Genomic DNA, 26,640 nt, shown 5'->3' on the forward strand with positions numbered 1-26,640 from the left:
GATCAGGAGCCGCTCGTCGGAGTGGGCGGCGGGGGAGGAGGCGGCGGAGGCGGCGGGGGCGGCTGCGGGGTCGTGCTCGTCCCTCCACCTCCACCACCACCGGTGCCGCTGGACGCAGGCTGGGTGGGCTGGACGGTCGTGGGCTGCTGGCTCGTCGAGCCGGTCGACGGACTCACCGTGCCACCCGGGCCGGGCGCGGGGTTGGTCCCGGCGGCGGTCACGTAGCGCGTAGTGACCCGGGTCCGGGTCGGACGCTGGCGCAGCACGGGGTGACTGCGTTCACGGCTCCGTGCGGTGTCGCCGTAGCGCGCCAGCCAGCGGTCGTACTGCCGCTGCGCCTTGGCGTCCTGCGCAGCCCGGGTGGCGGCCGCGTCCGTCGCCTCGTCGTGCGCGGCGACCCCGGCCACCCATCCCGTGGCGCTGATGGCACCGGCCGCGACGGTCGCCGTGGTCGCCCAGACGGCAGCGCGGTAGCGATCGCGGCTTCGGGGGGTGTACGACATGGCGCCCATCGTGGACGGTGGCCCGGCAAGCGGTCCTCATCGTCGTGTTAAGTCGAGGTCATGTCCGGACTTGACCTGGACTTGAGGTTCTCGCGAGGTGCCGATAGCAGGCGCGACCCCAAGATGCGTCGCATGAAGATCCTCACTGCCGGCCTGATGTCGGCCATGCTCGCCGCCGGGACAGCCGCCTCCGTTGCCGCCTACCGGACGCAGGCCGCCTCCGCCGATGCGGTGCACGCCGCTCAGCCCAGCGCACAGCCGACCGCGACGGCGACGGCGACGACCGACGGTGACGCGGGCCGGACCAAGCGCTGGGCCCCGTGCCCGGCGGGCAGCACGCTCGAGGAGGGCACCTGCGTCATCGACGTCGTACGCACGGTCGTGCTGCCGGCCGCCACGCCGACGGCACACCCCTCCGCCACCCCGCAGGCGCACGCCACGTCGCACCCCGACACGGACGACCCCGACGAGTCCGACGACGAGTCCGACGAGGGTGACGAGCAGGGCGACGACACCGACCACGACGAGCAGACCCAGCACGACCAGGCCGACCACCACGACGACGATGACGAGGATGACGACGAGGCGGAGCACGGCGACGACGACGGCGACGACGACCACGCCGACGGTCACGACGAGGACGACGACCACGAGGACGAGCACGAGGACTGAGTGAGCAGGTCAGGCGGAGGCCATCGGCAGCCGGACGTCCACCAGCACCCCGTGTCCGGTGGTGCGGCGGCCGAGCACCAGGCTGCCGCCACACTCCCGGGCGATGCGGGTGGCGATGTCCAGCCCGAGCCCGGTGCGCCCCTGGCGATCCGGGTCCTCGGTGTCGCGCGACGGGTCCAGGCCCGGGCCGTCGTCGCTGACCGACAGATGAGCCCGGTCGCCGTCGACGTCGAGGGCGATGTGCAGGGCCACCCCTTCGTCCGTGTGAGCGAACACGTTGTCGACCAGCACGTCGAGCAGGTCCGTCAGGTCCTGGCTCGCCAGCCGCACCAGGACCGGCGACGCGGGCAGCCGCACGTCCAGTGCCCGGTCCTGGTCCTCGGCCAGCGGGCGCCAGAACTCCATCCGCTGCTGCACCGTCGCACGGGCATCGCTGGTGACGTCGAGGTCGGCGCGCACCGGGCGTCGGGCCTCCCGCACGATGGCGTCGATGGAGCGCTGCAGCACCCCGATGTGGGTCTGGAGGCGCTGGGCGAGCTCCGGCTCGGCCACGGCCTCCGCGTCGAGGCGCAGCGCAGTGACGGGCGTGCGCAGCCGGTGGGAGAGATCGCCGACGGCGGCACGCTCGAGCGCCAGGAGCTCGGTGATCCGGTCCGCGAGGCCGTTGAGGGCGCGGGCGAGCTCCTGCGTCTCGGCCGGACCCGCGACACCTGCGCGGGCATCGAGGTCGCCCTCGCGCAGCCGGTGCGCGGTGGACGACACAGCGCGCAACGGCGCGCTGATCCGCCGCCCGAGCTGCCATGCGATGCCGACCGAGAGCAGCATCAGCAGCAGGCCGACACCGATGATGCCCGTCCAGGCGGTGGTCACCCCGTGGCGGAGGTCGGCCTCGCTCACCTGCGAGCGGACGACCGCGGTGCCCTCCTCCACGATGACCGGCAGCAGGACGCGGGCCCCGTCGTCGTCGACGACCGTGAATGCCTCGCCGTCGAGCGCGCGACGTACCTCGGGGTCGCCGGCCAGGTCGGTGCCGCCGCCCAGCACGCGGCCGTCGGCGGTGAGCACGCCCGTGGTCGGCGTGCCGCGGTCGTCGATGCTGTCGACGAGCTCACCGAGCCGGTCGTCGTCGCGCAGGCCGGCGACCAGGATCGCCACGTTGCGCGCCTCCTGGTCAGCGGCCGCGACCGCGCGATCCTGCGCGAGGGTCTGCACCAGGAGGCACAGGGGGATCACGAAGGAGACGACGACCGCCGACGTCGTCGCGACGACCAGCAATGAGATCCTGCGCCGCATCACTCCTCCCCGGCATCGGGGTCCACGAGCCGCACCCCGACGCCGCGGACGCTGATCAGGTGGCGCGGATGGGCGGCGGACTCGCCCAGCTTGCGGCGCAACCAGGACAGGTGGACGTCCACGCTCCGGTCCGACCCGCCGTAGGCCTGCTGCCACACCTCGGTCAGCAGCTCACGCTTGGTCACGACCTGACCGCGTCGCGAGGCGAGCACCGCGAGCACGTCGAACTCCTTGCGCGACAGCTCGAGGACCTTGCCGTCGAGCGTCGCCGTCCGCGTGCTCTCGTCGACGACCAGGCCGCCGATGCGGATGACCGACGGTGTCAGGTCGCGGTCCCCGCGGCGCAGCACGGCGCGGATGCGAGCATCGACCTGGTCGGTGCCGAACGGCTTGACGACGTAGTCGTCGGCACCGCTGTCGAGGGCTCGCACCATGGTCGGGTCGTCGTCCTGTGCGGTGATGACGATGAGCGGGACGTCGCTCGCCGCCCGGACCATGGCGATCAGCGTGAGTCCGTCGACGTCGGGAAGCCCGAGGTCGAGCAGCACGACCTGCGGCCGCTCCCGGAGGATGTGCTCGAGACCCGCGAGGCCGGTGGCGACCATGGCTACGGGGTGCCCGCGCTCGCGCAGGCCTCGGGCGATCGCGGACCTGATCGCATCGTCGTCCTCGATCACGAGGATGGTCGTCATGAGCGAACCGTAGACCCCTGCCGCTGCTCCCGGACTGGAAGGATGCGCCCATGAGCCGTCGACGACTCCTCGGTGCCGCGCTCGCCTGGCTGGCGGTCGTCGTCAGCGTCTCGGCCCTCGTCTGGCTGGTCATCTCGCAGGCAGGCAGGGACCTCATCGCCTCCGACGGCCCGTCCGCGGCCTCGGGTGCGGCCTCCACGTCGGCCCCGCCGGCGCAGCGGACCCCGCGCGACCGGGCCGGCACCACTCACAAGCCGCCCCGCACCCCCTCCGGGACGTCGTCGCCGGCGCCCGAGTCACCCAGCTCGCCTGCGTCACCCGAGTCTCCCGAGCCGTCACCCGAACCGTCGAGCACCCCGACCTCGCGCCCCACCACGCCCCATGCCAGCGGCACGCCGGACTCGCCGACGGGCTCGCCGTCGCCCTCCGCGACCGACGTCCGACGGACGTGGCAGGGGCAGGCCGGGACGGTGGTCGCGGCCTGCACGTCGTCCGGCATCCGCCTGGTGTCGGCCCAGCCCGCGAACGGCTTCAAGGTCGAGGTGCATCCCGAGGACTCGCGGCTCGAGGCCGAGTTCGAGGGACGGGAGGACGAGAGCGGCACGCACGTCAAGGTCGTCGCACGCTGCGTCGGCGGGACGCCCTCGTTCTCCGTGGAGTCGGAGGAGTGATCAGGTCGTCGGCTTCACTGCGGTGACGGCGCACTCGGCGCCGAGCAGGATCCGCTGCGCGACGCTGCCCATCAACAGCTTGCCGACGGGGGAGCGGCGGCGCAGGCCGATGACGATGAGGTCGGCCGACACCTCGTCGGCCACCTCCAGCACCTGGTCGCCGACGTCGGCGCCCATCGAGCGGCGTACGTCGACGGCGACGCCCGTGCCGGCCAGCTCCGTGGAGAGCCGCGCGAGCTGGTCGTTGTCGGCGTAGCGCTCGTCCACCAGGGCGTCGCCCCGGGTGGCGTTGACCACCACGACCCGGCCTTCGCGGAGCCTGGCCTCCTCGACACCGCGCTGGAGCGCGGCCTCGCCGTACTCGTCGGGTGTCCACCCGACCACGATCGTCGTCATCGCAGAGCCTCCTCGTTGCCCGGACTGTCGGCTGCGTCGTCCTCGACACTGCCAGATGCGTCCACGGTCGGCACCTCCGGTGTCGGGCGGACCGCGCGGACCACGAACGGCGCGACGACCACGAGTGCCACGACGACATAGATCGCCACGGCCAGCGGCTCGCTCCAGAGGCCGGAGACGTCGCCGCCGGAGATCGCCATCGCCTCGCGGAGCCGGAACTCCATCAGGGGTCCCAGGATGACACCCAGGATGAGCGGCAGCACCGGGAGGCCGAAGCGTCGCATCGCCAGGCCGAGCAGGCCGAGCAGCACCAGCAGGAACAGGTCGAAGGCCTGCAGGTTGGAGGCGTACGCACCGAGGGCGGCGAAGAACAGGATGCCGGCGTAGAGCTGCGGCCGGGGGATCCGCAGCAGCTTGGCCCAGACCGGCGCCAGCGGGAGGTTGAGCACCAGCAGGAGCGCGTTGCCCACCAGCAGGCTGGCCAGCAGCGCCCACACCAGCTCGGGCTGGTCGGTCATCAGGCCGGGACCCGGCTCGATGCCGTAGCCCTGCAGTGCGGCGAGCATGACCGCCGATGTCGCGGTGACCGGCAGGCCGAGCGCCAGCAGGGGCACGAACGTGCCGGCGGCGGAGGCGTTGTTGGCTGCCTCTGGGCCCGCGACGCCCTCGATGGCGCCCTTGCCGAACTCGTCGATGCCCTTGCGCTTCGCGATCCGCTTCTCGGTCAGGTACGACAGGAAGGTCGGGATCTCCGCACCGCCGGCCGGCAGCGCGCCGAACGGGAAGCCGTACGCCGTGCCGCGCAGCCACGGGCCCCACGAGCGTCGGAAGTCCGAGCGGTCCATCCAGGGGCGACCGACGGGGATGACGTGCAGCGGGCTGCGCCGCAGGTGCGCGGCGACCCAGAGGGCCTCGCCGAGGGCGAAGATGCCGACCGCGACCACGACCACGTCGATGCGGTCGGCGAGCAGCGGCTGGTCGAAGCTGAGCCGCGGCTGGCCGGTGTTGAGGTCGAGCCCGACCAGGCCGATGGTTAGGCCGATGAAGAGGGCGATGAAGCCGCGCAGCGGCGAGCCGCCGAGCACGCTGGTCACCATGATCATCGCGAGCACCATGAGGGCGAAGTAGGACGGTGCGCCGATCTCGACGGCCACCGACGCGAGCGCCGGGGCGAAGAAGACGACCAGCAGGGTGCCGATCGTGCCGGCGATGAAGGAGCCGATCGCCGCGGTGGCCAGCGCCTGTGCGGCACGGCCGGCACGGGCCATCAGGTTGCCCTCGAGCGCCGTCATCACCGACGCCGACTCGCCCGGGGTGTTGAGCAGGATCGAGGTGGTCGAGCCGCCGTACATGCCGCCGTAGTAGATGCCGGCGAACATGATGAACGCCGGGATCGGGTCGAGGCCGTAGGTCACGGGCAGCAGCAGCGCCACCGCCATGGCCGGGCCGATGCCCGGCAGCACGCCGACGAACGTGCCCAGCAGCACGCCGATGGCGGCGAAGAGCAGGTTCTCCGGGGTGAGGACGGAGCCGAAGCCGTCCGCGAGCAGTCCGAGGTTGTCCATCACAGCACCCCGTCCAGGATCCCGGCCGGGAGGATCACGCCCAGGCCCTCGTGGAAGGCGTACCAGCTGCCGACGGACAGCACGAGGCCGACGATCACGTCGCGCACCAGCGTGCGGCTGCCGAGCGACCACGCCGAGCCGACGAACAGGATCGCGCCGCTGATCGCCCAGCCGAGGAAGGAGACGGTCAGGACGGTGACCATGAGGACGCCGACCAGCTTGAGGACCGTGACCCAGTCGGCCGGCTGGCGCAGGTCGACGTCCTCGCCGCCCTCCGCCTCGGGCACGTCACCGCGCAGGGTGGAGAGGGCGAGCAGCACGCCGAGCAGCACGGTGACCGCGCCGATGACGTAGGGGAAGACGCGCGGGCCGACGGGGTCGCCGAAGCCGATGCGCAGCGTCGTGGCGTCGTAGAAGGTGTACGCGCCGACCAGCACGAGCGCGGCGGCGAGGCCGAGCTGGGGCAGGTCGCGGTCGGGGGTTCCGGCGTCGGGCGTCCGCGCCGCACCGGTGGTGGTGTCGAGTGGTGTGCTCACAGCAGGTCCAGCTCCTCGAGGGTGGTGGCGACGCGCTGGTCCTGCTCCTGCAGGAACGCGGTGAAGTCGTCGCCGGTCTTGAACTCGTCGATCCAGCCGTTGTCCTCGAGCGCCTGGCGCCACTCGGGGGTGTCGTGCATCTCCTGGAGCATCGCGATCAGCTGGTCGCGGCGCTCGTCCGAGATGCCGGGCGGCGCGAAGACGCCGCGCCAGTTGGTGAAGACCAGGTCGATGCCCGACTCGGTGAGGGTGGGCGAGTCGCTGATGCCCTCGCCCTTGAGGCGGTCCTCGCCCGACACGGCCAGCAGCCGCAGGTCGCCGGAGGAGAGCTGGCCGGTGAACTCGCCGACGCCGGAGAAGCCGACGTCGATCTTGTTGCCGAGCAGCGCGCTGGTGAGCGGGCCGCCGCCGTCGTACGGCACGTAGCGCACGTCGCGGGGCTCGACGCCGACAGCGCTGGCCAGCTGCATCGGGAACAGGTGGTCCGGGCCGCCGGGCGACGAGCCGCCGCCGACGACGATCGAGCCGGGGTCGGCCTTCCAGGCCTTCACGAGGTCGTCGATGGTCTCGTAGGGCGAGTCCGACGGGACGAGCACGCCCTCCTGGTCCTCGATGAGCTGGGCGAGCGGCGTGGCGTCGTCGAGCTTGTAGGGGGCGCCGAAGGAGTAGAGCGACCCGACGACGCCGAGGCCGGCGGTCATCATGGTGCGCTCGTCGCCCTCGGCGTTCATCAGCCGCGTCATCGCCACCGAGCCGCCGGCACCGATCACGTTGGTGACCTCGAAGGAGCCGCCGGTGATGTCACCGTGGTCCATCACCGCGACCGCGGCACGGCCGGTCTGGTCGTAGCCGCCTCCGGGGCTGTTGGGGATCAGCATCGTCAGGTCCCGGCTCTGGTCGCCGCGGGTCACCCCGCAGCCGGTGGCCAGCACCAGCGCACTGCCGAGCGCCACAGCCGTGGCGATGGCTCTCGTCGTCCTTCGGCGCCTCATGCGCACTCCGATCTGTCCGATCTCGTGGGGGTCGTCGCACGGTCCGCGGACGGACCGGCCACGACGATGGTGGAGACTGCGTGTGGTGCTCGTCACGCTTGGGAAAGCAATGGAGGTTGTGGAACTTGTGGTCACGCGCGAGGTGGTGGCCGGCGACGCTCGCCGGCCAGTTCCTGGTGCTGCAGGTCAGCGTGATGCTCGTCGTCGTCGTGGTGGCCAGCGTGGTCTCGGTCCAGCAGAGCGACGCCGACTTCCGTGCCACCCGCGGTGCCGCGATGCGGTCCGCGGCGGAGCACCTGGCCAACACCCCGTTCGTGCGGCAGTCCTTCCGGACCGGCGCGGTGGCCGAGAACCGGGCACCGCTGGCCAACCGCACCCAGCTGGAGCGTGACAGCGCCCGGGCCAGCGGGGTCTACCTCGCCGCTCCGGACGGGACGGTGCTGGTCAGCAGCGACTTCGCGGGTCGTGACGAGCGGATCGACGTGTCGAGCAGCACCGTGCAGGACCTCCGCGCCTGGACCGGTGACGTCGACGACTTCGGCACGCCCTCGATCGCGGCGCAGGTGCCGATCATCAACCGCAAGCTGGACCTGGTCGGCATCGCGATGGTGGCCGAGGAGTACCCGACCTGGGGCGAGCGTGCCCGAGGCGTGCTTCCCGACCTGCTGCCGGTCGCCGGGCTCGGGCTCGGGCTGGGGGTGGCCGGCTCGTTGCTGCTCTCGCGCCTGATCCGGCGGCGTACGCGCGGGCTCGAACCTGCCGCCATCGCCGCCCTGGCCGACCAGCGCGAGGCACTGCTGCACGCGATCCGCGAGGGTGTCGTGGCGGTGTCCACCGACGGCATCGTCACGGTCTTCAGCGACAGCGCCCGCGAGCTGGTGGGCCTCGACGGGCCCGTCGAGGGGCGGCGCGTGGACGAGCTCGACCTCGATCCGGCGCTGCGCGGCCTGCTGACCGACGACGCCGAGATCCGCGACCACGTGGTGGTCGTCGGCGAGCGCGTGCTGGTCGTCAACCGCAACGCCGTCCTCGAGGGCGGCCGCCCGGTTGCCTCGGTCACCACGCTGCGCGACCGCACCGAGCTGCTCGCGCTGCAGAGCGAGCTGAGTGCGCGCGAGTCGATCACCAACACCCTGCGCGCCCAGACGCACGAGTTCCACAACCAGCTCCACACCATCTCGGGCCTCGTCCAGCTCGGTGAGTACGACGAGGTGTCCCGGCTCGTCGGCACCCTCAGCCGGCGCCGCGCAGAGATCTCCGACGCCGTCACCGCGCACGTCGAGGATCCGACGGTCGCCGCCCTGCTGATCGCCAAGACCAGCCTCGCGTCGGAGCGGGGCGTCGACCTGGTGGTCACCGCCGACAGTGACCTGCCCCGGCTCGACCCGGAGTCGTCGACCGACGTCGGCACCGTGCTGGGCAACCTGGTCGACAACGCCGTCGACGCCTCGGTCGCCGTCGAGGGCCGGTCCGTCGAGGTCACCCTGCGCCACGATCGCGACGTCGTGCAGCTGGCGGTGGCCGACAGCGGACCGGGCGTCCCGCCCGAGCTGGTGGGCGAGATCTTCCGCCGGGGCTGGAGCTCCAAGGCGCCGACGGTCGGTGGGCGGGGTGTCGGACTGGCACTCGTGCAGGTCGTCTGCGAGCGTCGGGGCGGCTCGGTCACCGTGCGCCCCGGCGCGTCCGGGAGGGGTGCCGTGTTCGAGGCCGAGCTGCCCGGGGCCGACCTGACCCTGACAGCCGAGACAGGAGTGGACGCGTGAGCGACGTCGCCGTGCTGGTCGTCGACGACGACTTCATGGTCGCGCGCATCCACACCCAGTTCGTCGAGCGGACTCCCGGCTTCCGGGTCGTCGGGGTCGCCAGCACCGGTGCGGCCGCGCTCGACGACGTGGCGCGGCTCCGCCCCGACCTGGTCCTCCTCGACGTGCACCTGCCCGACATGACCGGCATCGAGGTGCTCCGCCGACTGCGGGCCGGCGGCGACGACGTCGGGGTGCTCGTCGTGACCGCCGCGCGGGAGGCCGACACGGTCCGCGCGGCGGCCGCCGGGGGAGCGGTGCACTACCTCGTGAAGCCGTTCGACTACGACGACCTGCGGGTGCGCCTCGAGTCCTTCCGCACCGCGTTCCTGGCGCTCTCTGGCTCGTCTGCCCCCGGGCAGGACGACATCGACGCCGTCTTCGGCGCCGCCGCCCCCGCTCCTGCGGCGACCCTGCCCAAGGGGCTCAGCCCGGAGACCGCCGACGCCGTGGAGACCGCGCTGCGGGAGGCCGGCGAGCTCTCGGCCGCCGAGTGTGCCGACGTCGTCGGCATCTCGCGCGTCTCGGCCCGGCGCTACCTCGAGCACTTCGTGGCGCGCGGCGTGGTCGTCGTACGGCTGCAGTACGGCGGTGGCGGGCGGCCCGAGCGCCGCTTCCGGTCCGTGTAGGCCGGTCGCTCAGGTCGTCCGCAGGTTCGCCGGATCGGCGGCGCGCCGGAGCCAGGGGCGCACCAGCCGGGTCGAGGCGACGAGCGCGAGCCAGACGAGGGCGAGCGTCAACGCCGAGAGGCCGACCTGCACCACCACGGCCCCGAAGTCGCCGGTCATCGCCAGCGAGCCGAACACCCCCACCCCGACCAGGGCGAGGACCGAGGTCGGGAGCGCGGCGAGCCCGACCTCCCACCTCAGGGCGTTCTCGAGCACGGTGACGGGCACGCCCTCGGCCGCCAGCGACGAGAGCGACCGGCGTCGGTCGGTGAGGGACTCGACACCGTGGACCACGAGCGAGAACGTCGCCACGACCAGTGCGACGAGGACCACGGCGAAGACGAGTGCCACGGGCACCGAGTACATGGCGTCGATGCCGTGGTCGCTGGAGCGCGAGGTCCGCAGGAGATCGGCCAGCAGGCTCGAGGCTCCGCCCGAGACCAGGGCGATGACGCCGATCGCCGCGGCCGCGCGGCCGGCTGCGCGGGCGTCCGTCACCAGCCAGCGCGATGCCAGCAGGAGTGAGGGCGACGAGGTGCGCCCGGCAAGCGCCCCGCCCACCCGGAAAGCGAGCCACGGCGCCGCGGACAGCAGGCCGAGCACCAGCAGGGCGATGCCGACCATCCCGCCGAGCTGGGCCCACCACGCCTCGAAGAACGGCACGTAGACCGGCCCGCAGAGGAAGAGCCCGGCAGCCACGAACACCGCCGGCACCCACCCACGCGGCGGCGTACGACGTGCGCCGCGCGCGACGCCCAGGGGCGACACGACGACGGTGCGGGACGCCAGGGCGCCGGCGAGGACGCCGAGCAGCCCGACGGCGAGGACGACGAGCACGACCTGCCACCAGGCGGGAGAGTCCCCCGGGACCATGCGCAGCTCGCGCGCGACGTCCATGTCCCCGGCCCACGACGTGTCGGCAGAGACGCCGAACAGGGCGCGCAGGGCCAGGTAGACGGGCCAGCCGAGCACTGCGCCGAGCACCGCCGGCAGGCCGACCTCCCACGCGCCGACGGTGCGCACCTGGTGCGGGGTGGCGCCGGCCAGCCGGAGCGCCGCGAGCCGGCGCTCGCGCGCCGCGGTGCCGAGTCGCACCACCTGCTGGAGCAGGGTGAGCGGGACCAGGCAGATCAGCAGGAGGGCGAAGGCGTAGCCGGGTCGCACGCCTCCGTCCCGGAGCAGGTTGGCGACGTTGCCGCCGGAGCTCAGGTAGACGACGGTGCCGTCGGGCATGACTCGCACGTCGGCGGAGGCGTACTGCGCGACCGTGACGGCGACCAGCAGCAGACCGGTGACGACGGCCGTGCACGCCCCGATCGCGAGGGCGCGCGCTCGTCCGCCGCCGCGGAAGGAGCCGAGGGCCAGGTCGAGCTCGATCACGGGGTCACCGCCGCCTGCCCGCTGGCGAGCCGGCCGTCCTGCAGGACGACCTCGCGGTCGGCGCGGGCTGCCACCCGGTTGTCGTGCGTGACCACCAGCAGCGCGGTGCCCGCGTCGCGGACCGCGGCCAGCAGCTGGGTGAGGACGACCTCACCGGCGACCGTGTCGAGGGCGCCGGTCGGCTCGTCGGCGCAGACCAGGCGCGGTCCGGTGACCAGGGCGCGGGCCACGGCGACGCGCTGGGCCTCGCCACCGGACAGCTCTGCCGGCACCTGGTCGGCGACCTCGGGCACCCCGAGGCGTTCGAGCCAGGCGAGCGCGGCCGTCCGGGCCGTCCGCCGGTCCGTGCCGTCGAGCAGCAGCGGCAGCGCGGCGTTCTGGACGGCCGTCAGCTCGGGCACCAGCTGGCCGAACTGCAGCACCAGCCCGATCTCGCGTCGCCTCAGCCGGGTGCGTGCAGCCTCGTCGAGCTCGTCGAGCCGCGTCCCGTCGAACCTCACCGAGCCCGCCTCCGGGGCCAGGACGCCTGCGGCGCAGTGGAGGAGCGTCGACTTCCCGCTCCCCGACGGGCCGCTCACCGCGACGACCTCGCCGGGACGCACGTCGAGGGAGACCCCCCGGAGGGCTTCGGTGCGGGCATAGGACTTGTGCACGCCGCGCAGCTCGAGCAGGTGGGTCATGCGGGTGCCTTTCCGGCGTCGGCGACGCGGGCGGCGGCGGACTCCAGCCACCGCAGCTCTGCGTCGAGGTGGGAGACCGTGTGGTCGATGACGATTCGCGCGGCCGTGTCGGCGGTCGAGTCCTGCAGGTGGAGCTGGTGCTTCATCGCGGCGAGGTGCACGCCGCGTTGCCGGTCCAGGAAGCCCGCAGCGTCGGCGCCCAGGCGCAGCGCCGTGACGGTCTTCCGGACCAGGTCGTCGGCCGGGTAGGGCCCGGCCCGCTCGGCCGTAGCGAGCCAGGTGTCCAGCTCGTCGCGGCCGAGCGGCGTGATGGCGTACGTCGTGCGCTCCGGACCCCCGTCCCGGAGCGTCTCGGCGACCTCCACCAGCCCGTCCTTCTCCAGCTTCGCCAGGGCTGCGTAGACCTGGCCGAACGCCAACGGTCTGGCGCCCGGGAACCGCTCGTCGTGGATGCGCTTGAGGTCGTAGCCGTGGGCGGCGCCCTCCGACAGGATCCCGAGCAGGACGTGGGAGACGGACATGGCTTGAACTATACACAGTGTGAATACACGCCATGAATAGTCTGGCGACGAGCGGCGGTGGAACGAGGCTTAGGCCTCCATGGCCTCCGGCAGGCCGACCGCGTCGTCGCCGAGGAGCATCGCGTAGCTGAACCCGGCGACCAGGCCCCCGACGACCGGCGCGAGGATGAAGAGCCACAGCTGGGCGATCGCATCACCACCGGCGAACAGGCCGACACCGATCGAGCGGGCCGGGTTCACCGAGGTGTTGGTCACCGGGATGCTGATCAGGTGGATCAGCGTCAGCGCGAGGCCGATGGCGAGCGGCGCCATGCCCTTGGGTGCGCGGGTGTCGGTCGAGCCGAGGATCACCCACAGGAACACCGCGGTGAGCAGCACCTCGATCACGAGGCAGGCCAGGAGGCCGTAGCCCATCGGTGAGCGATCGCCGTAGCCGTTCGATGCGAAGCCGCTGTCCTGGGCCGAGAAGCCGTCGAGCCCACTCGCGACCACCAGCAGCAAGGCACCCGCGACGATGCCCGCCACCAGCTGGGTGCCGATGTAGGCCGGCACCTCGCTCCAGGCGATCCGCCGCCCGGCGGCCGCCCCGAGGGTGACGGCCGGGTTGAAGTGTCCGCCCGAGATGTGGCCCACGGCGTAGGCCATGGTGAGCACGGTCAGACCGAACGCGAGCGCGACGCCGAGCCATCCGACGCCGACGTCGGGGTTGGTCGTGGCGAGGACGGCGGTGCCGCATCCGCCGAAGACGAGGACGAAGGTGCCGAGGAACTCCGCGGCGAGCTTCTTGCTGGTGCTGGGAACGGCTGCCATGACGACCTCCTGAGTCGTCCGGGCCCGGGAGTGGGGCCGATCCCTTCGAGTGTGGCGAGGGGCCGGCCGGCCTGGGAAGATCCCCGGCCCGCAGATGTGTCCGCCAGCGGGAGCGCACGCGTTCCGTGCCGTGTCCGTTTTCCGCTGGTACGACGACCTGGCCGGGGTCAGACTTGAGCCATGACACCGACCGGACACCTCGACACCGAGGCCTGCTACCGCGCGGTCCAGAGCCGCGACCGGCGCTTCGACGGGGTGTTCTACACCGCGGTCCGGACGACCGGGATCTACTGCCGGCCGTCCTGCCCGGCCCGGACGCCGGCGGTCGCCAACGTGACCTTCCACGCGACCGCGGCCAGTGCCCACGCCGCCGGCTACCGCGCCTGCAAGCGCTGCCTGCCCGACGCGACGCCCGGCAGCCCGGAGTGGGACGTCGCCGCCGACGTCGCCGGGCGGGCGATGCGGTTGATCGCCGACGGCCTGGTGGATCGCGAGGGCGTCGACGGCCTGGCCCGTCGGGTCGGCTACACGCCGCGTCACCTCGGCCGGCTGCTCACCCAGGAGCTCGGTGCGACGCCGCTGTCGTTGGCCCGGGCCCGCCGCGCGCAGAGCGCCCGGGTGCTGATCGAGACCACCGACCTTCCGCTCACCGACGTGGCCTTCGCCGCGGGCTTCGCGAGCGTGCGCCAGTTCAACGAGACGCTGCGCGAGATCTACGCCGCGTCGCCGACCGAGCTGCGCGGGCGACGCGGGGGCGTCCCGACCCACGGCACCGTGACGATGCGGCTCCCGGTCCGGACGCCGTACGACGGCCGGGCGCTCTTCGACTTCCTCGCCCTTCGTGCGGTGCCGGGCGTCGAGGTCGTCCACGACGGGGTCTACGCCCGCACGCTGCGGCTCCCGCACGGGCACGGCACCCTCGAGCTGCGGCTGCCCGACTCCGACACCGTCGGCGAGACCGCGGTCGCCGAGGCGACGTTCGCGCTGAGCGACCTGCGCGACCTGAGCGCTGCCTCCGAGCGCACCCGCCGGCTCCTCGACGCCGACTGCGACCCGGTCGCGGTGGCGGCGGCCCTGGGTGACGACGACGTCCTCGGTCCGGTCGTGCGCAGCGCTCCCGGCCTCCGCGTCCCCGGTCATGTCGACGGCGAGGAGGTGGCCGTCCGCGCGGTGCTCGGCCAGCAGGTCAGCGTCGCCGGCGCGCGCACGGTCGCCGGCCGGTTCGTCGAGCAGTGGGGCGACCCCGTCGAGACCGACGTCCCTGGCCTGACCCACCTGTTCCCCTCCAGCGCCGCGATCGCCTCGCAGGACCCCGAGACCCTGCCGATGCCGCGGGCACGTGGCCGGGCGCTCGTCGGGATGTGCGCCGCCCTGGCGGCCGGCGACATCGTGCTCGACCGCGGCGCCGACCGGGACGACGTACGTGCCGCGCTGCTGGCGCTGCCGGGGATCGGCCCGTGGACGGCCGACTACATCGCGCTGCGCGCGCTCGGCCACCCCGACGTCTTCCTGCCGACCGACATCGGCATCCGCGATGCGCTGCACGGGCTGGGGCAGGACCCCGCGCGTGCCGCCGAGCTCAGCGAGACCTGGCGCCCGTGGCGGTCCTACGCCCAGGTGCACCTCTGGAACACTCTGACCCGAAGCAAGGAGAACTGACATGTGGACCGTGATGCCCTCGCCCATCGGCGACCTGCGCATCGTGGAGCGGGACGGCTCGATCGTGGCGATCGAGTTCTCCCCGTTCCGGCAGCCGGCCGACGGACGGCCGCTCGGACCCCGCTCCGACGACGAACCCGTGCTCGTCGAGGCGGTGCGCCAGCTGACGGCGTACTTCGGCCGCGAGCTCACCGACTTCGACCTCCCGCTCGCGCCCGTCGGCACCGACTTCCAGCGTCGCGTGTGGAGCCAGCTCGAGAAGATCGCCTACGGCGAGACCGCGTCCTACGGTGAGATCGCCGGGCGGCTCGGCATGACCAACGCGGCCTCGCGCGCCGTCGGCCTGGCCAACGGCCGCAACCCGATCCCGATCGTGGTGCCGTGCCACCGCGTCATCGGCGCCAACGGCACCCTCACCGGGTACGCCGGCGGGCTGGAGCGCAAGCAGCAGCTCCTCGAGCTCGAGCAGGACGCGCTGTTCTGAGACGCGCAGTGTCGAGCGAGGAACGAGGTCGGCACGTGGGCGCGGCCAGATTGAGCAAGACCCGCGGCTGAGGGACGAAGCCGCGACGGTCGCGTCGAAATCCCTTCAATGGTCAAGATCGTCGAAGGGACGCCGACCCGGGTTACGCAGACCAGTGCGGATCGCGTCCCGAGCGCGCCAGCACCTGCTCGAACCTCGACGCGCCCGTGTCGGCGGTGACCGACGGTCCGAACAGTCCCGGGGTGCCGGTCTCCTCAAAGCCTCCGACGAACTGCATGACCGCGTCGGCGGTCGGGTCGTCGGCGTCGTACGACTGGCCGGTCGCGCGGGCCAGGTCCCAGCCGTGCAGCACGAGCTCGTCGAGCGCGACCAGGCCGCCGACCTCGCCGGGCAGGTCGACGCCGCCGGCGCGCGTCATCCCCTCCCAGGCCTCGGGTCGCCGCCACGCCTCGACCAGGGGAGGCACCCGCTCGGCGAGGGCCTCGCGCCACCCGTCGGGAGCTTCCGGCCATCCGGACGCGTCGGGACTCGTGTCGGTGAGCGGGCCGAGCTCCTTGTCGGCGGCGGCGCGGAACGCCACCACCAGCCCGGTGAGGTGCCCGATCAGCTGGCTGACCGTCCGACCCTCGCACGGGGTCGGGTCGCCGAGCTGGTCGTCGGTGATGCTGTCGGCGACGTGGAGCAGGGCGTCGCCCGCGGCCTGGAGGTCGACAGGAGGCATGCTCGCGAGTGTGCCACCGGAGGGTGGCGGCGTACGACATCCCTTCGGACCATGCTGATGTCGCGCGCCGCCAGGGTCGCGGCGGGCTCGCGAGGGTGGCGGCTCGCGACATCGCGACGGCCGGGACCGATGTCGTACGCCGCCAGGGTGGCGGCAGATCGCAGGTGGGCGGCCGCCAGAGGTGCGATGTGCCGCCACCCGGGCGACGGCCCCGCCTACTCCGAGGCAGCGCGGCGGAGCGACTCCGAGAGCCGGTCGGCGGCGGCGAGCACGGCGGGTGCGTGCATCCGGCCGGGCTGGCGCGAGAGGCGCTCGAGGGGGCCGGAGACCGAGACGGCGGCGATGACCTTGCCACCGGGGGAGCGGACCGGCGCGGAGACGGACGCGACGCCCTGCTCGCGCTCGCCGACCGACTGCGACCAGCCGCGGCGGCGGATGCCGGAGAGGGCGGTGGCGGAGAAGGCGGCGTTCTGCAGGCCGCGGTGCATCCGCTCCGGGTCCTCCCACGCGAGCAGGATCTGCGCGGCGGAGCCGGCGTTCATGGTGAGCTGCGAGCCGACCGGGATGGTGTCGCGCAGGCCGGACGGGCGCTCGGCCGCGGCGACGCAGACGCGGTGCTCGCCCTGGCGGCGCCACAGCTGGGCGGACTCGCCGGTGATGTCGCGCAGTCGCGCGAGCACCGGACCGGCGGCGGCCAGGAGGCGGTCCTCGCCAGCGGCGGCGGAGAGCTCGGCCAGGCGCGGACCGAGCACGAAGCGGCCCTGCATGTCGCGGGCGACGAGGCGGTGGTGCTCGAGGGCGACGGCCAGGCGGTGGGCGGTGGGTCGGGCCAGGCCCGTCCCGGCGACGAGTCCGGCCAGGGTGGCCGGTCCTGCCTCGAGGGCAGCAAGCACGAGGGCGGCCTTGTCGAGTACGCCGACGCCAGATCCGTTGTCCATATGCCGATATTCTCATCTCAGGGAGTGGGATGCAAGCCTATGGTCGTAGACACCGCCAGACCAGAAGGAGATTCGTCGTGGGCAAGACCCTGTCCGAGAAAGTGTGGGACGAGCACGTCGTCCGCAGCGCCGCCGGAGAGCCCGACCTCCTCTTCATCGACCTGCACCTCCTCCACGAGGTGACCTCGCCGCAGGCCTTCGACGGCCTGCGTCTCGCCAACCGCACCGTCCGCCGGCCCGACCTGACCCTCGCCACCGAGGACCACAACGTGCCGACCGTCGACTGGGACAAGCCGATCGCCGACCCGGTGAGCCGCACCCAGGTTGAGACGCTGCGCAAGAACGCCGCCGACTTCGGCGTGCGACTGCACCCGCTCGGCGACGTCGAGCAGGGCATCGTCCACGTCGTCGGCCCGCAGCTGGGTCTCACCCAGCCCGGCATGACGATCGTGTGCGGCGACTCGCACACCTCCACGCACGGCGCCTTCGGCGCGATCGCCTTCGGCATCGGCACGTCCGAGGTCGAGCACGTCCTCGCCACCCAGACCCTGACGCAGGCCCGCCCGAAGACGATGGCCGTCACGGTCAACGGCACGCTTCCCGAGGGCGTCACCGCCAAGGACCTCGTCCTCACCCTCATCACGCACACCGGCACCGGCGGTGGCCAGGGCTACATCGTCGAGTACCGCGGCCAGGCCATCGAGGAGCTCTCGATGGAAGGCCGGATGACGGTCTGCAACATGTCGATCGAGTGGGGCGCGAAGGCCGGCCTGATCGCGCCCGACCAGACGACCTTCGACTACATCGAGGGCAAGCCCGAGGCGCCGAAGGGCGCCGACTGGGACGCCGCCGTCGCGCACTGGAAGACCCTGCGCACCGACGACGACGCGGTCTTCGACGAGGAGATCGTGCTCGACGCGTCCACCATGACGCCGTTCGTCACGTGGGGCACCAACCCCGGCCAGGGCGCGCCGCTCGGCGCCAGCGTGCCGAGCCCCGACGACTTCGACGAGCCCAACGACAAGATCGCGACCGAGAAGGCCCTCCAGTACATGGGTCTCGAGGCCGGCACCCCGCTGCGCGAGGTCAAGGTCGACACCGTCTTCGTCGGCTCGTGCACCAACGGCCGCATCGAGGACCTGCGTCTCGCCGCGTCGATCCTCGAGGGTCGCCACGTCGCGGCCGACACCCGTCTGCTGGTGGTGCCGGGCTCGGTGCGCGTACGCCTCCAGGCCGAGGCCGAGGGCCTCGACAAGGTCTTCACCGCCGCGGGCGCCGAGTGGCGCGGCGCCGGCTGCTCGATGTGCCTGGGCATGAACCCCGACCAGCTCGCGCCCGGTGAGCGCAGCGCGTCCACGTCCAACCGCAACTTCGAGGGCCGCCAGGGCAAGGGCGGACGTACGCACCTCGTGTCCGTCCCCGTCGCCGCTGCGACCGCGATCCGCGGCACGCTCTCCAGCCCCGCCGACCTGCAGGAGGTCTGACCCATGGACTCGTTCACGACCCACACCGGCGTCGGCGTCCCGCTGCGGCGCAGCAACGTCGACACCGACCAGATCATCCCGGCGGTCTACCTCAAGCGGGTCACCCGCACCGGCTTCGAGGACGGGCTGTTCGCGGCCTGGCGCAACGACCCCGAGTTCGTCCTCAACAACCCGACGTACGCCACCGCGTCGGTGCTCGTCGCCGGTCCCGACTTCGGCACCGGCAGCTCGCGCGAGCACGCCGTCTGGGCCCTGCAGAACTACGGTTTCAAGGTCGTCATCTCCTCGCGCTTCGCCGACATCTTCCGCGGCAACTCCGGCAAGGCCGGCCTGCTGGCGGCCCAGGTCGACGAGAAGGTCGTGCAGCGCCTGTGGGACTGGCTCGACGACAACCCGGGTGGCGAGATCACCGTCGACCTCGAGAGCCGTACGGTCCGCGCGGGCGCCGGCGAGGACGCGATCGAGGACTCCTTCGACATCGACGACTACACCCGCTGGCGCCTCCTCGAGGGGCTCGACGACATCGGCATCACCCTCGGCCACGAGGACGACATCGCGTCCTTCGAGGCCGCGCGACCGAGCTGGAAGCCCGCCACACTCTGAAAAAACCCCAGAAAATAAGGGCGATGGTGATTGTGGTCACCCTTCCATGTGCCTAGCGTGCCCAGCAGAGGGCCGAGCACGAGCTCGGCATCCAAGGTTCATTGGAAGGGAAGCTAGTGAACAAGTCAGAGCTCATCGACGCGCTCGCGGCGCGTTACGAGGGGAACCGCAAGCAGGCGGCCCACGCACTGGAGTCGGTCCTCGACACCATCACGCGCGAGGTGGCCAAGGGCGAGAAGGTGGCGATCACCGGCTTCGGCTCCTTCGAGAAGGCCGTGCGCAACGCCCGTTGGGTCCGCAACCCGCAGACGGGTGAGCGGATCAAGTCCAAGAAGAAGTCCGTGCCGAAGTTCTCCGCGGGCAAGGAGCTCAAGGACGTCATCTCCGGTGCGAAGAAGTTGCCGAAGCTGACCGCGGCCACCATGCCCAAGCCGCCCGCCAGCGTCCGCGCCGCGGCTGCTGCCGTCACCGGTGCCACGGCCAAGAAGTCCGCGCCGGCGAAGAAGGCCGCTCCTGCCAAGACCGCCGCCGCCAAGAAGTCCGCGCCGGCCAAGAAGGCAGCCCCGGCGAAGAAGGCGGCTCCGGCCAAGAAGGCCGCTGCGAAGAAGGCTCCGGCGAAGAAGGCGGCTCCCGCCAAGAAGGCCGCTCCCGCCAAGAAGGCCCCGGCCAAGAAGACCACCGCTGCCAAGGCTCCGGCCAAGAAGGCGGCTCCGGCCAAGAAGACCGCTGCGAAGAAGGCTCCCGCGAAGAAGGCTCCGGCCAAGAAGACCGCGAAGAAGTCCTGACGCCGCAGCTGCTGCGATCCGAGGGCGGGTCACCCCGAGGGGGTGGCCCGCCTTTCGCTTGCCCGCGACGTGTGCGGCCCGACGCCCGTCACGAGCGCCGCCCCCAGATCGGCGAAGTCGTCGACGTCCGTACGCACACTGGTCGCGCCGGCCCCGACCTCGATCGCGCCGGCGCCGGAGTGCCGGGCAGCGGAGTCGATGCCGAACTCCGGCTCGAACCGATCCGCAGGCGCGGCGTAGAGCGTCGTGCCGACGCCCGCGCGGTCGCGCACGAAGACCGACTGCCCAGCCGCGACCAGCTCTGCGGCCTCCGCCAGCACGACGGCGAGCTCGTCGGGACGCAGCGCGGGCAGGTCCGCACACAGCGCGACCGGCACGGCCTCAGGCCATCGTCGTACGGACTCGGCGGCGCCCTGCACGAGGGTCGCGTTGAGGTCCTCGCTGGCGCCGTCGGGCATCACCGCGCAGCCGAGCTCGCTGACCGTCGCGGCGAACCGGAAGTCGTCGGTGACGACGAGGACGGCCTCCACGCCGGTGGTCGACAGTGCTGCCTGGACGGTGTCGAGGGCGAACGCCTCGGCGAGCTCGCGGCGCTGCTCGTCGGTGAGCCCGACGAGGCGGGACTTGCCGAACGCAGGCGGCTTCACGGGTACGACGACGACGCAGCGCGGGCGGGTGGCAGCGGGGGTCTGGGGGCTGGACATCGCCTCGATCCTCCCATCCGAGACCAGCGCGCCGCTGAGGTCCCCGGGCCCATCGGACCGAGTAGCCTGCTCGCGACGCAGGGAGCGTCGTCGCCCGCGTCGAGTGGGCCGGCACGAGGAACGGGAGAGGTGACGGGTGCGCGTCAGGAAGCTGGAGCGGAAACGCGGCTGGGCGTTCACCGTCGCGGCGTCGATCCTGAAGCCGACGTTGCTCGCCGCCACCTCACGCACCTGGATCGACGGTGAGAAGATCCCGGCATCCGGCGGCTGCATCATCGCGATCAACCACATCTCCCACGTCGACCCGCTGCTGTCGGCGCACTTCGTCTACGACCACGGTCGGCTGCCGCGCTACCTCGCGAAGTCGGGCCTCTTCACCAACAAGTACCTCGGCGGCTTCCTGAAGTCCGCAGGCCAGATCCCGGTCGAGCGGCTCAGCCGTAACGCCATCGGGGCCTACGACGCCGCGGTGAAGGCGGTGGGCGATGGCGAGTGCATCATCGTCTACCCGGAGGGCACTTTGACCCGTGACCCCGACCTGTGGCCGATGAAGGGCAAGACCGGCGCCGCCCGGATCGCCCTGGCCACCGGGTGTCCGGTGATCCCGGTCGGCCAGTGGGGTGCGCAGGAGGTGCTCCCGCCCTACACGAAGACACCGCACCTGGTGCCGCGCAAGAACGTCGTGATGAAAGCCGGCGACCCCGTGCCGCTCGACGACCTCGTCGCCGGGCCGCACACCCCGGACGCCACAGCCCAGGCGACCGAGCGGATCATGAGCGCCATCACCGGGCTCGTCGAGGACCTCCGCGGGGGCACCGCCCCGGCCGAGCGCTTCGACCCGCGCCAGCGCGGCGTACGGGAGACGGGCAACCCCAACGACACCAAGAGCAGGAGGAAGCGCAGCCGATGACGAAGATCGCAGTGTTCAGCGCCGGATCGTGGGGCACCGCCTTCTCGCTGGTCCTGGCCGACGCGGGCAACGACGTGTCCCTCTGGGCGCGCCGCGACGACGTGGTGGAAGCGATCAACGAGCGCCGCGAGAACACCGACTACCTGCCGGGCATCGAGCTGCCGCCGTCGATCAGTGCGTCCACCGACCCCGAGCAGGTCGCGGCCGACGCCGACGTCGTCGTGCTGACCGTCCCGTCGCAGAGCCTGCGCGAGAACCTCACGAGTTGGGCGCCGATCCTGCCGGAGAAGTCGACGCTGGTCTCACTGATGAAGGGCGTCGAGCTCGGCTCGCTGATGCGGATGAGCGAGGTGATCCAGGAGGTCACCGACGCCGACCCCCGCCGGATCGCCGTCGTCAGCGGTCCCAACCTGGCCCGCGAGATCGCGCGTCGCGAGCCCGCCGCCTCCGTGGTCGCGTGCCTCGACGAGGAGCGCGCCAAGCACATCCAGGCGATCACCCACGGCCCGTCGTGGCGGCCCTACACGTCCGTCGACGTCCTCGGCTGCGAGATCGGCGGTGCCTACAAGAACGTCGTCGGGCTCGCGGTCGGCATGGCCGTCGGGCTCGGCTTCGGAGACAACACGACCGCGTCGGTGATCACCCGCGGCCTCGCCGAGACCGCCCGCCTCGCCACGGCCCAGGGCGCCAACCCGCTGACCCTGATGGGCCTGGCCGGTCTCGGTGACCTCGTCGCCACCTGCTCCTCGCCGCTCTCGCGCAACCGAACGTTCGGCGAGCGCCTCGGCCAAGGCATGACGACGGAGGAGATCTACGCCTCCACCCGCCAGGTCGCCGAGGGCGCCAAGTCCTGCAAGTCCCTCCTCGCCCTCGCCCAGCAGACCGGCGTCGACGCCCCCATCGCCGAGGCGGTCGACGCCGTCGTCGACGGCCGCATGACGGCGCAGGACATGATGAACTCCTTCATCGCGCGCGACACGAAAGCTGAAACCGACTGAGCCCTCCGCTGGTTGAGCAGGTCGCGCAGCGACCGTGTCGAAACCAAGGCTGCTAGCCGACGCACCCGTCCAGCGCGGTGCGGAGGTCGTCCCAGAGGTCGTCGACGTCCTCGATGCCGACGGAGAGGCGGACCAGGCCGTCGGGGATGGTCGCGGCCTCCGACTTCCAGCGGCGACGGCGCTCCAGGCTCGACTCGACGCCGCCGAGCGACGTCGCGTGGATCCAGAGCCGGGTCTTGCGGCTGAGCAGGTCGGCGGCCATCTCGCCCTGGGCGAGCACGATGCTGACGATGCCACCGAAGCCGGGGTAGCGGACCTCGGAGAGCGCCGGGTGCTCGGCGAGGCGTCGTACCAGCTCCTGCGCGTTGGCCTGCGCCCGCTCGACGCGCAGGTGCAGGGTGCGCAGGCCGCGCAGCGTCAGCCACGCCTCGAACGGCCCGGGGATCGCGCCGACGAGGTCGCGGCGGTTCTTCAGCACGCCGTGCAGCTCGTCGTCGCGGGTGACGATCGCCCCCATCTGTACGTCGGAGTGGCCGGCGAGGTACTTCGTCGCGGAGTGCACCACGAGGTCGACGTCGTCCTCGAGCGGGCGCTGGAGCAGGGGAGTGGCGAAGGTGTTGTCGACCACGACGTAGGCACCGGCCTCGTGCGCGGCGGCGGTGATGGCGGGGATGTCGGCGATCTCGAGCGCCGGGTTGGTGGGCGACTCCAGCCACACCAGCGCCGCGCCGTCGCACGCCGCGATCACGGCGTCGGTGTCAGTGATGTCGACCAGCTCGGCGCGCAGCCGGCCGCGCGCCTCGAGGTCGGCGAGCTGCATGACCGTGCCGGTGTAGGCGTGCTTGGGGGCGACGACCTTGCCATCGGTGCCGACCAGGTCGAGCACCGTCGCGACGGCCGCCAGCCCGGACGCGAAGGTCAGGCAGCGGCCGCCCTCCAGCGCACCGAGGGCGTCCTCGAGCGCGGTCCAGGTCGGGTTGCCGTAGCGGCCGTACTCCACGTCGCCGCCGGCGACGTAGGTCGCGGCCATCGTGATCGGCGTGTTGAGCGGGGCGTCGGGCACCTTGTCGGGGCGACCGGCGGTCACGGCAATCGTGGAGAGGGCCGGCGTGGAGGGCCTGAGGGGTGAGTCTGCAGCCATGCGCGCCAGCGTAGGTGGATAGGGTCGAGGCGATGAACGAGACCTCCCCTGGCAAGACCCCCGATCCGGCGGCCCACAAGCCGCGCGTCGCCGTCGTCTTCGGCGGGCGCTCGTCCGAGCACGGCATCTCCTGCGTCACCGCGGGCAGCGTGCTGGCCGCGATCGACCGCGAGAAGTACGACGTCGTGCCCGTCGGCATCGCCCTCGACGGCCGGTGGGTGCTGGAGGCCGACGAGCCCACCCGACTCGCGATCCGGGGCAGCGAGCTCCCCGCGGTCGACGCCGACCGGTCGCCCGTCGCGCTGATGGGAGCGACGACGGGCACTGACCTCGTGGTCACCGAGCCGTCGAGCGTGCCGTCCGTGATCGGTGAGGTCGACGTGGTCTTCCCGCTGCTCCACGGCCCGTGGGGCGAGGACGGCACCCTGCAGGGCATGCTCGAGATGGCCGCGGTGCGCTACGTCGGCTCCGGTGTGCTGGCCTCGGCGATCGGCATGGACAAGGCCTACATGAAGGTCGTCCTCCAGGCCGCCGGGCTGCCGGTGACGCCGGGCATCGTCGTCACCCGATCCGAGCTCGAGCAGGACCCGGTCGGCGTACAGGCGCGGGTCGAGGAGCTCGGCTTCCCGTCCTTCGCCAAGCCCGCCCGCGCGGGCTCGAGCATGGGCATCAGCAAGGTCCACGACGCCTCGGAGATCACCGATGCGCTGGAGGAGGCCTTCCGCCACGACCCGAAGGTGCTCGTCGAGCAGTCGATGGAGGGCGCCCGCGAGGTCGAGTGCGGCGTGCTCGGCACGCTCGAGGGCCCGCCCGAGACGTCGCGTCCGGGCGAGGTGCGCACCGGCGGAGACCACGAGTTCTACGACTTCGAGGCCAAGTACCTCGCCGACCAGCACACCGAGATCGACATCCCCGCCGACCTCCCCGCCGAGACCGAGCAGGAGCTCCGCGCGATGGCGGTCCGCGCCTTCGAGGCGCTCTCGTGCGAGGGCCTGGCCCGCGTCGACTTCTTCGTGATGCCCGACGGCTCGCTGGTGATCAACGAGCTCAACACGATGCCGGGCTTCACGCCCACGTCGATGTACCCCCAGATGTGGGCGGCCTCGGGGATGACCTACCCCGAGCTGGTCGACCGCCTGGTGCAGCTCGCGCTGCGGCGCGACACCGACCTGCGCTGACCGCGCGTCAGAGGCAGGACAAGCCCTCTCCGAGGTGCTTCTTCAGCACCGGCGCCAGCTCGGACAGCGCGCCGTCGATGCCGTCGGTGCGGTAGCGCGCGGGCACCAGCACCGCGACGTACGGCTCCAGGCTGAGCGCGACCGGTGTCGCGTCGACACGCAGGTCGCCGAGCTGGTCCTCGTCGACGTACCAGCCCACGCCCTCGATGACGCTGCACTCGGCGGTCGGCTCGTAGTCCGAGGGCTCGTCGACGCCACACGTGAGGACGTACGCCGGATCGCCCCAGGCCGCGCCGAGCGCGTCGTCCGGGTCGGTCGAGCGGCGCACCTCGCCGGCCAGCGTGTCCGGCAGGTCGTCGACCAGGGCCTCGCAGGTGGCCCGGTCGGCCTCGGAGAGGTCGGGCTCGTCGATCTGCACGCGGCCGGGGGAGCAGGCCGAGAGCAGGACGGCTGCAAGCACCGCGGAGACGACGACGCCCCGGCCCGCAGGTGGGCCGAGGCGTCGAAGCAGGTGCACGTGGGTCAGATGTGGACGACCGGGCACGTCAGCGTGCGGGTGATGCCGTCGAGGTTCTGCACCTTCGACACCACGAGCTTGCCCAGCTCGTCGACGTTCTTGGCCTCGGCCCGGACGATCACGTCGTAGGGACCGGTGACGTCCTCAGCAAGCGTGACGCCACTGACCTGCGCGATGGCCTTGGCCACCTCGGCGGCCTTGCCGACGTCGGTCTGGATCAGGATGTAGGCCTGGACGACCATCGTGGACTCCTCGGTCTCGTTCAGCGGGGTGGGACCGGGCCAACCTACCGCGCGACGCGCACGAGCCGACAGGGGCCGGGTGACTGTGGTCACCGGGCCGGTCTGGTGGGATGGACCCATGGCGCTCCCACCTGACGCAACCCTCGGCGACGCAGGCGAGTTCGGGCTGATCTCGGAGCTCGTGGAGATCTTCGAGGGCGACGAGCACGTGCTCGTCGGACCCGGTGACGACGCCGCCGTGCTGCGCATCAAGCACGGCCACGTGGTGGTCTCGACCGACCTCATGGTCGAGGGCCGGCACTTCCGCCGCGACTGGGCCAGCGCCTCCGACGTGGGGCACCGCGCGGCCGCGCAGAACCTCTCCGACATCAACGCCATGGGCGGCACCGCGCGCCACCTGACGATCGGCCTCGCAGCCCCCGCGGATCTGCCGGCGGAGTGGGCGCTCGACTTCGCGCGCGGCTTCGCCGAGGAGTGCGCGGCCGTCGGCGCCACCGTCGTCGGCGGCGACGTGACACGCGCCGACCAGCTCGTCATCGCGGTGACCGTGCTCGGCCAGTGCTTCCAGTCGCCGGTCCTGCGCTCGGGTGCCCGCCCGGGCGACCTGCTCGCGCTCACCGGCCGCCAGGGCTGGGCCGCGGGCGGGCTCGCGGTCCTCGGCCGCGGCTTCCGCTCACCACGGGCGCTGGTCGAGGCCTACCGCCGTCCGGAGCCGCCCTACGCCGCCGGCAAGGTGGCGGCCGATGCCGGCGCCACGGCCATGATCGACATCTCCGACGGCCTGCTCGCCGAGGCCGGGCACATCGCCGAGGCGAGCGGCGTCGCCATCGACGTACGCCGTGACGCCTTCGACGTCCCCGAGCCCCTCCAGGCGGTCGGCGCCGCGCTCGGCGCCGACCCGATCCAGTTCATCCTCGGCGGCGGCGACGACCATGCCCTCCTCGCCACCTTCCCCGACTCGGCCTCGGTGCCGGCCGGCTGGCACGTGATCGGCGAGGTGAGCGAGGGCGAAGGCGTCACCGTCGACGGCGGGGACTACGACGGCCCCACCGGCTGGACCCACTTCTGAGCGCCCCTGGCCCTTGAGTCTCTGGG

General features: G+C 72.5%; 30 protein-coding genes. 13 read left to right on the forward strand and 17 right to left on the reverse strand.

Features of this window, described 5'->3' with window-relative positions:
• Positions 1-2: 2 nt before the first annotated feature.
• Positions 3-503, reverse strand: a complete 501-nt coding sequence (locus J2X46_RS12560) for a hypothetical protein (protein ID WP_310250926.1) — start codon at positions 501-503, stop codon at positions 3-5.
• A gap of 132 nt (positions 504-635) precedes the next feature.
• Here J2X46_RS12560 and J2X46_RS12565 point away from each other — a divergent pair, with 132 nt between their 5' ends.
• Complete coding sequence (locus tag J2X46_RS12565; protein WP_310250928.1) at positions 636-1,175, forward strand: hypothetical protein; 540 nt, start codon at positions 636-638, stop codon at positions 1,173-1,175.
• Positions 1,176-1,184: 9 nt separating this feature from the next.
• Here J2X46_RS12565 and J2X46_RS12570 read toward each other — a convergent pair whose 3' ends face one another.
• Together J2X46_RS12570 and J2X46_RS12575 are read right to left on the reverse strand one after the other, a co-directional pair.
• Positions 1,185-2,468, reverse strand: a complete 1,284-nt coding sequence (locus J2X46_RS12570) for a HAMP domain-containing sensor histidine kinase (RefSeq protein ID WP_310250929.1) — start codon at positions 2,466-2,468, stop codon at positions 1,185-1,187.
• The gene (locus tag J2X46_RS12575) at positions 2,468-3,160 is read right to left on the reverse strand and encodes a response regulator transcription factor (protein WP_310250931.1); all 693 of its coding nucleotides are present in this window, start codon (positions 3,158-3,160) and stop codon (positions 2,468-2,470) included. Before J2X46_RS12575 ends, J2X46_RS12570 begins: the two co-directional genes overlap by 1 nt.
• 50 nt (positions 3,161-3,210) lie before the next feature.
• Here J2X46_RS12575 and J2X46_RS12580 point away from each other — a divergent pair, with 50 nt between their 5' ends.
• Entirely contained in the window at positions 3,211-3,831 is a 621-nt protein-coding gene (locus J2X46_RS12580) for a hypothetical protein (protein WP_310250933.1), read from the forward strand.
• Here J2X46_RS12580 and J2X46_RS12585 read toward each other — a convergent pair whose 3' ends face one another.
• The 4 genes from J2X46_RS12585 to J2X46_RS12600 are packed head-to-tail and all read right to left on the reverse strand — an operon-like array spanning position 3,832 to position 7,320.
• Complete coding sequence (locus J2X46_RS12585) at positions 3,832-4,227, reverse strand: universal stress protein (RefSeq protein ID WP_310250936.1); 396 nt, start codon at positions 4,225-4,227, stop codon at positions 3,832-3,834.
• Complete coding sequence (locus J2X46_RS12590) at positions 4,224-5,792, reverse strand: tripartite tricarboxylate transporter permease (RefSeq protein ID WP_310250939.1); 1,569 nt, start codon at positions 5,790-5,792, stop codon at positions 4,224-4,226. The genes J2X46_RS12585 and J2X46_RS12590 overlap by 4 nt, the downstream gene beginning before the upstream one ends.
• Positions 5,792-6,328 (reverse strand): tripartite tricarboxylate transporter TctB family protein, encoded by a 537-nt coding sequence (locus J2X46_RS12595; RefSeq protein ID WP_310250941.1) that lies wholly within the window; start codon positions 6,326-6,328, stop codon positions 5,792-5,794. Before J2X46_RS12595 ends, J2X46_RS12590 begins: the two co-directional genes overlap by 1 nt.
• A complete protein-coding gene (locus tag J2X46_RS12600) occupies positions 6,325-7,320 on the reverse strand; it encodes a tripartite tricarboxylate transporter substrate-binding protein (protein ID WP_310250944.1) in 996 nt (331 codons plus the stop codon). The genes J2X46_RS12595 and J2X46_RS12600 overlap by 4 nt, the downstream gene beginning before the upstream one ends.
• Positions 7,321-7,445: 125 nt before the next feature.
• Here J2X46_RS12600 and J2X46_RS12605 point away from each other — a divergent pair, with 125 nt between their 5' ends.
• Positions 7,446-9,083, forward strand: a complete 1,638-nt coding sequence (locus tag J2X46_RS12605) for an ATP-binding protein (RefSeq protein ID WP_310250947.1) — start codon at positions 7,446-7,448, stop codon at positions 9,081-9,083.
• Entirely contained in the window at positions 9,080-9,751 is a 672-nt protein-coding gene (locus tag J2X46_RS12610) for a response regulator (RefSeq protein ID WP_310250949.1), read from the forward strand. The genes J2X46_RS12605 and J2X46_RS12610 overlap by 4 nt, the downstream gene beginning before the upstream one ends.
• A 9-nt stretch (positions 9,752-9,760) precedes the next feature.
• Here the strand turns inward: J2X46_RS12610 and J2X46_RS12615 are convergent, their stop codons facing one another.
• From J2X46_RS12615 to aqpZ, 4 genes are all read right to left on the reverse strand, one after another.
• Positions 9,761-11,170, reverse strand: coding sequence for an FtsX-like permease family protein (locus J2X46_RS12615; protein ID WP_310250952.1), 1,410 nt, complete (start codon positions 11,168-11,170; stop codon positions 9,761-9,763).
• A complete protein-coding gene (locus J2X46_RS12620; RefSeq protein WP_310250955.1) occupies positions 11,167-11,850 on the reverse strand; it encodes an ABC transporter ATP-binding protein in 684 nt (227 codons plus the stop codon). The genes J2X46_RS12615 and J2X46_RS12620 overlap by 4 nt, the downstream gene beginning before the upstream one ends.
• Positions 11,847-12,371 (reverse strand): PadR family transcriptional regulator, encoded by a 525-nt coding sequence (locus tag J2X46_RS12625; protein ID WP_310250958.1) that lies wholly within the window; start codon positions 12,369-12,371, stop codon positions 11,847-11,849. The genes J2X46_RS12620 and J2X46_RS12625 overlap by 4 nt, the downstream gene beginning before the upstream one ends.
• Positions 12,372-12,440: 69 nt before the next feature.
• Positions 12,441-13,181 carry an aquaporin Z gene (gene aqpZ, locus J2X46_RS12630; RefSeq protein WP_310250960.1) on the reverse strand — a complete coding sequence of 247 codons (741 nt, stop codon included), beginning with the start codon at positions 13,179-13,181 and terminating at the stop codon, positions 12,441-12,443.
• Between the two features lie 180 nt (positions 13,182-13,361).
• Between aqpZ and J2X46_RS12635 the strand changes: the two genes are divergently transcribed.
• Positions 13,362-14,840 (forward strand): AlkA N-terminal domain-containing protein, encoded by a 1,479-nt coding sequence (locus J2X46_RS12635; RefSeq protein WP_310250962.1) that lies wholly within the window; start codon positions 13,362-13,364, stop codon positions 14,838-14,840.
• 1 nt (position 14,841) lies between these two features.
• Positions 14,842-15,324, forward strand: a complete 483-nt coding sequence (locus J2X46_RS12640; RefSeq protein ID WP_310250965.1) for a methylated-DNA--[protein]-cysteine S-methyltransferase — start codon at positions 14,842-14,844, stop codon at positions 15,322-15,324.
• A 142-nt stretch (positions 15,325-15,466) separates the two neighbouring features.
• On the opposite strand, the gene J2X46_RS12645 is transcribed toward J2X46_RS12640, so the two are convergent.
• Both J2X46_RS12645 and J2X46_RS12650 read right to left on the reverse strand, forming a co-directional pair.
• Complete coding sequence (locus tag J2X46_RS12645) at positions 15,467-16,045, reverse strand: TIGR03086 family metal-binding protein (RefSeq protein ID WP_310250968.1); 579 nt, start codon at positions 16,043-16,045, stop codon at positions 15,467-15,469.
• 215 nt (positions 16,046-16,260) lie between these two features.
• Positions 16,261-16,983 (reverse strand): IclR family transcriptional regulator, encoded by a 723-nt coding sequence (locus J2X46_RS12650; RefSeq protein WP_090972091.1) that lies wholly within the window; start codon positions 16,981-16,983, stop codon positions 16,261-16,263.
• Between the two features lie 77 nt (positions 16,984-17,060).
• On the opposite strand from J2X46_RS12650, the gene leuC reads away from it, so the two are divergent.
• The 3 genes from leuC (at position 17,061) to J2X46_RS12665 (ending at position 19,855) form a co-directional block, all read left to right on the forward strand.
• Positions 17,061-18,467: a 3-isopropylmalate dehydratase large subunit gene (leuC, locus tag J2X46_RS12655; protein WP_310250973.1), complete on the forward strand. Its 1,407-nt coding sequence runs from the start codon at positions 17,061-17,063 to the stop codon at positions 18,465-18,467.
• Between the two features lie 3 nt (positions 18,468-18,470).
• Entirely contained in the window at positions 18,471-19,070 is a 600-nt protein-coding gene (gene leuD, locus J2X46_RS12660; protein ID WP_310250975.1) for a 3-isopropylmalate dehydratase small subunit, read from the forward strand.
• Between the two features lie 116 nt (positions 19,071-19,186).
• The gene (locus J2X46_RS12665) at positions 19,187-19,855 is read left to right on the forward strand and encodes an HU family DNA-binding protein (protein ID WP_310250978.1); all 669 of its coding nucleotides are present in this window, start codon (positions 19,187-19,189) and stop codon (positions 19,853-19,855) included.
• Between the two features lie 29 nt (positions 19,856-19,884).
• Here the strand turns inward: J2X46_RS12665 and cofC are convergent, their stop codons facing one another.
• Positions 19,885-20,559: a 2-phospho-L-lactate guanylyltransferase gene (gene cofC, locus J2X46_RS12670; protein WP_310250981.1), complete on the reverse strand. Its 675-nt coding sequence runs from the start codon at positions 20,557-20,559 to the stop codon at positions 19,885-19,887.
• 136 nt (positions 20,560-20,695) lie between these two features.
• Here cofC and J2X46_RS12675 point away from each other — a divergent pair, with 136 nt between their 5' ends.
• Entirely contained in the window at positions 20,696-21,469 is a 774-nt protein-coding gene (locus J2X46_RS12675; protein ID WP_310250983.1) for a lysophospholipid acyltransferase family protein, read from the forward strand.
• On the forward strand, positions 21,466-22,467 hold the full coding sequence (locus tag J2X46_RS12680) for an NAD(P)H-dependent glycerol-3-phosphate dehydrogenase (protein WP_310250986.1): 1,002 nt from the start codon (positions 21,466-21,468) through the stop codon (positions 22,465-22,467). The genes J2X46_RS12675 and J2X46_RS12680 overlap by 4 nt, the downstream gene beginning before the upstream one ends.
• 52 nt (positions 22,468-22,519) lie before the next feature.
• On the opposite strand, the gene J2X46_RS12685 is transcribed toward J2X46_RS12680, so the two are convergent.
• Positions 22,520-23,608: an aminotransferase class I/II-fold pyridoxal phosphate-dependent enzyme gene (locus tag J2X46_RS12685; protein ID WP_310250990.1), complete on the reverse strand. Its 1,089-nt coding sequence runs from the start codon at positions 23,606-23,608 to the stop codon at positions 22,520-22,522.
• Positions 23,609-23,640: 32 nt separating this feature from the next.
• On the opposite strand from J2X46_RS12685, the gene J2X46_RS12690 reads away from it, so the two are divergent.
• On the forward strand, positions 23,641-24,786 hold the full coding sequence (locus tag J2X46_RS12690; RefSeq protein ID WP_310250992.1) for a D-alanine--D-alanine ligase family protein: 1,146 nt from the start codon (positions 23,641-23,643) through the stop codon (positions 24,784-24,786).
• 7 nt (positions 24,787-24,793) lie between these two features.
• Here J2X46_RS12690 and J2X46_RS12695 read toward each other — a convergent pair whose 3' ends face one another.
• A complete protein-coding gene (locus J2X46_RS12695) occupies positions 24,794-25,303 on the reverse strand; it encodes a DUF3515 domain-containing protein (RefSeq protein ID WP_310250994.1) in 510 nt (169 codons plus the stop codon).
• 5 nt (positions 25,304-25,308) lie between these two features.
• On the reverse strand, positions 25,309-25,545 hold the full coding sequence (locus J2X46_RS12700; RefSeq protein ID WP_091196254.1) for an Lrp/AsnC family transcriptional regulator: 237 nt from the start codon (positions 25,543-25,545) through the stop codon (positions 25,309-25,311).
• A 118-nt stretch (positions 25,546-25,663) separates the two neighbouring features.
• Here J2X46_RS12700 and J2X46_RS12705 point away from each other — a divergent pair, with 118 nt between their 5' ends.
• Positions 25,664-26,614: a thiamine-phosphate kinase gene (locus tag J2X46_RS12705; protein ID WP_310250996.1), complete on the forward strand. Its 951-nt coding sequence runs from the start codon at positions 25,664-25,666 to the stop codon at positions 26,612-26,614.
• Positions 26,615-26,640: the final 26 nt, after the last annotated feature.

This window comes from Nocardioides sp. BE266, from assembly GCF_031457855.1.
Lineage (GTDB): Bacteria > Actinomycetota > Actinomycetes > Propionibacteriales > Nocardioidaceae > Nocardioides.